The 5,241-nt window shown below is 49.3% G+C and carries 1 tRNA gene and 3 rRNA genes; all 4 read right to left on the reverse strand.

Going from position 1 to position 5,241, the window contains the following annotated elements:
* A 5S ribosomal RNA gene (gene rrf, locus LIX50_RS09415) occupies positions 1 to 85 on the reverse strand; the annotation flags it as partial.
* 116 nt (positions 86 to 201) lie between these two features.
* Positions 202 to 3,098, reverse strand: a 23S ribosomal RNA gene (locus tag LIX50_RS09420).
* Between the two features lie 269 nt (positions 3,099 to 3,367).
* A tRNA-Glu gene (locus LIX50_RS09425) sits at positions 3,368 to 3,443 on the reverse strand.
* Between the two features lie 240 nt (positions 3,444 to 3,683).
* Positions 3,684 to 5,223: ribosomal RNA gene (locus LIX50_RS09430) — 16S ribosomal RNA — on the reverse strand.
* Positions 5,224 to 5,241 lie beyond the last annotated feature (18 nt).

Genomic DNA, 5,241 nt, shown 5'->3' on the forward strand with positions numbered 1-5,241 from the left:
GCCCCACACTACCATCGGCATTACAGCGTTTCACTTCTGAGTTCGGTATGGTGTCAGGTGGTTCCACCGCACTATCGCCGCCAGGATAATTCTTTGATAACTTTTATTCTAACTTCTATCTATGTTCTTCATTGGCCACAAGCTGAACGTTTAGTTAATTTTTTTCTTTCACTCTGTTTTCCAAAAACACTTGAGCGTTGTATAGTTAAGCCTCTCGGGCAATTAGTATGCGTTAGCTCAATGACTCACATCACTTACACACCGCACCTATCTACGTCTTAGTCTTAAACAACCCTTACAGATTTTAAATCTGGGAGAACTCATCTCTTGGCAAGTTTCGTGCTTAGATGCTTTCAGCACTTATCTCTTCCGCACTTAGCTACCCGGCAATGCGTCTGGCGACACAACCGGAACACCAGTGGTGCGTCCACTCCGGTCCTCTCGTACTAGGAGCAGCCCCAACCAATTCTCCAACGCCCACGGCAGATAGGGACCGAACTGTCTCACGACGTTCTAAACCCAGCTCGCGTACCACTTTAAATGGCGAACAGCCATACCCTTGGGACCTACTTCAGCCCCAGGATGTGATGAGCCGACATCGAGGTGCCAAACACCGCCGTCGATATGAACTCTTGGGCGGTATCAGCCTGTTATCCCCGGAGTACCTTTTATCCGTTGAGCGATGGCCCTTCCATTCAGAACCACCGGATCACTATGACCTACTTTCGTACCTGCTCGACTTGTCTGTCTCGCAGTTAAGCTTGCTTATACCATTGCACTAACCTCACGATGTCCGACCGTGATTAGCAAACCTTCGTGCTCCTCCGTTACTCTTTGGGAGGAGACCGCCCCAGTCAAACTACCCACCAGACACTGTCCGAGACCGCGTTCCGCAATCTTCGTTAGAACATCAAACGTTAAAGGGTGGTATTTCAAGGACGACTCCATAATCACTGGCGTGACTACTTCTAAGTCTCCCACCTATCCTACACATCAAAATTCAATGTTCAGTGTCAAGCTATAGTAAAGGTTCACGGGGTCTTTCCGTCTAGCCGCGGGTACACCGCATCTTCACGGCGATTTCAATTTCACTGAGTCTCGGGTGGAGACAGCCTGGCCATCATTATGCCATTCGTGCAGGTCGGAACTTACCCGACAAGGAATTTCGCTACCTTAGGACCGTTATAGTTACGGCCGCCGTTTACTGGGGCTTCGATCAGGAGCTTCTCTTTCGATTACACCATCAATTAACCTTCCAGCACCGGGCAGGCATCACACCCTATACGTCCACTTTCGTGTTTGCAGAGTGCTGTGTTTTTAATAAACAGTTGCAGCCAGCTGGTATCTTCGACCGGTTCAACCTTCAGGGGCTAGCCCTTACAATCTACGCCGGCGCACCTTCTCCCGAAGTTACGGTGCTATTTTGCCTAGTTCCTTCACCCGAGTTCTCTCAAGCGCCTGAGTATTCTCTACCTGACCACCTGTGTCGGTTTTCAGTACGGTTTAGTAAAGCCTTTCGCTTAGTGGCTTTTCCTGGAAGTGTGGTATCGGTTACTTCAGCTCCGTAGAGCCTCGTCATCATCTCTCAGTGTTAAGGAAGTCCGGATTTGCCTAAACTTCCCACCTACCAACTTAAACGCACATATCCAACAGTGCGATAACCTAACCTACTCCGTCCCCACATCGCAGCTTTACCAAGTACAGGAATATTAACCTGTTTCCCATCGACTACGCTCTTCAGCCTCGCCTTAGGGGCCGACTCACCCTGCCCCGATTAACGTTGGACAGGAACCCTTGGTCTTCCGGCGAACGGGTTTTTCACCCGTTTTATCGTTACTTATGTCAGCATTCGCACTTGTGATACGTCCAGCATGCTTCTCAACACACCTTCTTCCGCTTACACAACGCTCCCCTACCCAACAGACTTACGTCTGATGCCGCAGCTTCGGTGCTATATTTCAGCCCCGTTACATCTTCCGCGCAGGCCGACTCGACTAGTGAGCTATTACGCTTTCTTTAAATGATGGCTGCTTCTAAGCCAACATCCTAGCTGTCTAAGCCTTCCCACTTCGTTTCCCACTTAATATAGACTTTGGGACCTTAGCTGGCGGTCTGGGTTGTTTCCCTCTCCACGACGGACGTTAGCACCCGCCGTGTGTCTCCTGAGTATCACTCTTTGGTATTCGTAGTTTGCATCGGGTTGGTAATCCGGGATGGACCCCTAGCCGAAACAGTGCTCTACCCCCAAAGGTGTCCGCTCAAGGCTCTACCTAAATAGATTTCGGGGAGAACCAGCTATCTCCCGGTTTGATTGGCCTTTCACCCCCAGCCACAAGTCATCCGCTAATTTTTCAACATTAGTCGGTTCGGTCCTCCAGTTAGTGTTACCCAACCTTCAACCTGCCCATGGCTAGATCACCGGGTTTCGGGTCTATACCTTGCAACTATTCGCCCAGTTAAGACTCGGTTTCCCTTCGGCTCCCCTATTCGGTTAACCTCGCTACAAAATATAAGTCGCTGACCCATTATACAAAAGGTACGCAGTCACCCTTTCAGGCTCCCACTGCTTGTACGTACAAGGTTTCAGGTTCTATTTCACTCCCCTCACCGGGGTTCTTTTCGCCTTTCCTTCACAGTACTGGTTCACTATCGGTCAATCAGGAGTATTTAGCCTTGGAGGATGGTCCCCCCATCTTCAAACAGGATATCACGTGTCCCGCCCTACTTCTCGTTAACTTAGTACCACAGCCTGGATGTCGAGTACGGGGCTATCACCCTGTGTCGCTAAGCTTCCCAGCTTATTCCTCTATCTCTGCTGCTATCATTAACAGGCTCTTTCGCTTTCGCTCGCCGCTACTAACGAAATCTCGGTTGATTTCTTTTCCTCGGGGTACTTAGATGTTTCAGTTCTCCCGGTTTGCCTCACTTACCTATGGATTCAGTAAGTGATAGTAGATTCTTCATCTACTGGGTTTCCCCATTCGGATATCTTGGATTAAACGCCTCTTATCGACTCATCCAAGCTTTTCGCAGATTAGCACGTCCTTCTTCGCCTCTGATTGCCAAGGCATCCACCTTGTACGCTTAGTCACTTAACTATACAACCTCAAATGTTTTCAATCACTTTAAGTTTTTACTTCAAAGTGCGGTCAATTTGATGCGTATCTTCATTCAACTAAACACTTGATTGCTTTTGTTCAATCAAGATTTATCACAAAACAGGTTTGCTTTCAGAGTTTCCTTCTCAGTTCCCTCTTTTCACTTTCCTATCTTGCCTACTCAGACTTTCTCTCGAAAATCTCTTGTTTTCAGCTTGTTTCCAATTTTTTAAAGAACACTAAGATAATCTAACAAAGTTATCTTTAATTGGCGTCCCCACGGGGATTCGAACCCCGGTTACCGCCGTGAAAGGGCGATGTCCTAGGCCTCTAGACGATGGGGACATCAATTAAAGATACTCTATCTTCTTTTTATCTTTCAACGTTGCTTTCGCTTCGTTTTTAATTTCTCATTTTTCTACAACTATCAGTCAATCTGTGTGAGCACTCGCTGTCTCTCGTCTTTGGTAAGGAGGTGATCCAACCGCAGGTTCCCCTACGGTTACCTTGTTACGACTTCACCCCAGTCATGANTCTACAACTATCAGTCAATCTGTGTGAGCACTCGCTGTCTCTCGTCTTTGGTAAGGAGGTGATCCAACCGCAGGTTCCCCTACGGTTACCTTGTTACGACTTCACCCCAGTCATGAATCATACCGTGGTAAACGCCCTCCAAAAGGTTAAGCTATCTACTTCTGGTACAACCCACTCCCATGGTGTGACGGGCGGTGTGTACAAGGCCCGGGAACGTATTCACCGCGACATTCTGATTCGCGATTACTAGCGATTCCGACTTCATGGAGTCGAGTTGCAGACTCCAATCCGGACTTAGACGTACTTTCTGAGATTCGCTCCACCTCGCAGTTTCGCCACCCTCTGTATACGCCATTGTAGCACGTGTGTAGCCCTACTCGTAAGGGCCATGATGACTTGACGTCATCCCCACCTTCCTCCAGTTTATCACTGGCAGTCTCCTTTGAGTTCCCGACCAAATCGCTGGCAACAAAGGATAAGGGTTGCGCTCGTTGCGGGACTTAACCCAACATTTCACAACACGAGCTGACGACAGCCATGCAGCACCTGTCTCAGAGTTCCCGAAGGCACCAATCCATCTCTGGAAAGTTCTCTGGATGTCAAGAGTAGGTAAGGTTCTTCGCGTTGCATCGAATTAAACCACATGCTCCACCGCTTGTGCGGGCCCCCGTCAATTCATTTGAGTTTTAACCTTGCGGCCGTACTCCCCAGGCGGTCGATTTATCACGTTAGCTACGGGCACCAAGCTCTAAGCCCAATCCCCAAATCGACAGCGTTTACAGCGTGGACTACCAGGGTATCTAATCCTGTTTGCTCCCCACGCTTTCGCACATGAGCGTCAGTACATTCCCAAGGGGCTGCCTTCGCCTTCGGTATTCCTCCACATCTCTACGCATTTCACCGCTACACGTGGAATTCTACCCCTCCCTAAAGTACTCTAGTTACCCAGTCTGAAATGCAATTCCCAGGTTAAGCCCGGGGCTTTCACACCTCACTTAAATAACCGCCTGCGTGCCCTTTACGCCCAGTTATTCCGATTAACGCTCGCACCCTCCGTATTACCGCGGCTGCTGGCACGGAGTTAGCCGGTGCTTCTTCTGTATTTAACGTCAATTTGATGTACTATTAACACATCAACCTTCCTCAATACCGAAAGAACTTTACAACCCGAAGGCCTTCTTCATTCACGCGGCATGGCTGCGTCAGGGTTCCCCCCATTGCGCAATATTCCCCACTGCTGCCTCCCGTAGGAGTCTGGACCGTGTCTCAGTTCCAGTGTGGCTGGCCATCCTCTCAGACCAGCTAGAGATCGCAGGCTTGGTAGGCCTTTACCCCACCAACTACCTAATCCCACTTGGGCTCATCTCATGGCATGCGGCCTTGCGGTCCCGCACTTTCGTCTCTCGACACTACGCGGTATTAGCTACAGTTTCCCGTAGTTATCCCCCTCCATAAGCCAGATTCCCAAGCATTACTCACCCGTCCGCCACTCGTCAGCAAGAAAGCAAGCTTTCTCCTGCTACCGTTCGACTTGCATGTGTTAAGCCTGCCGCCAGCGTTCAATCTGAGCCATGATCAAACTCTTCAATTCAAGTTCAATCGCTCAATA

Source organism: Haemophilus sp. Marseille-P9675, from assembly GCF_916862695.1.
GTDB classification, from domain to species: domain Bacteria; phylum Pseudomonadota; class Gammaproteobacteria; order Enterobacterales; family Pasteurellaceae; genus Haemophilus; species Haemophilus haemolyticus_K.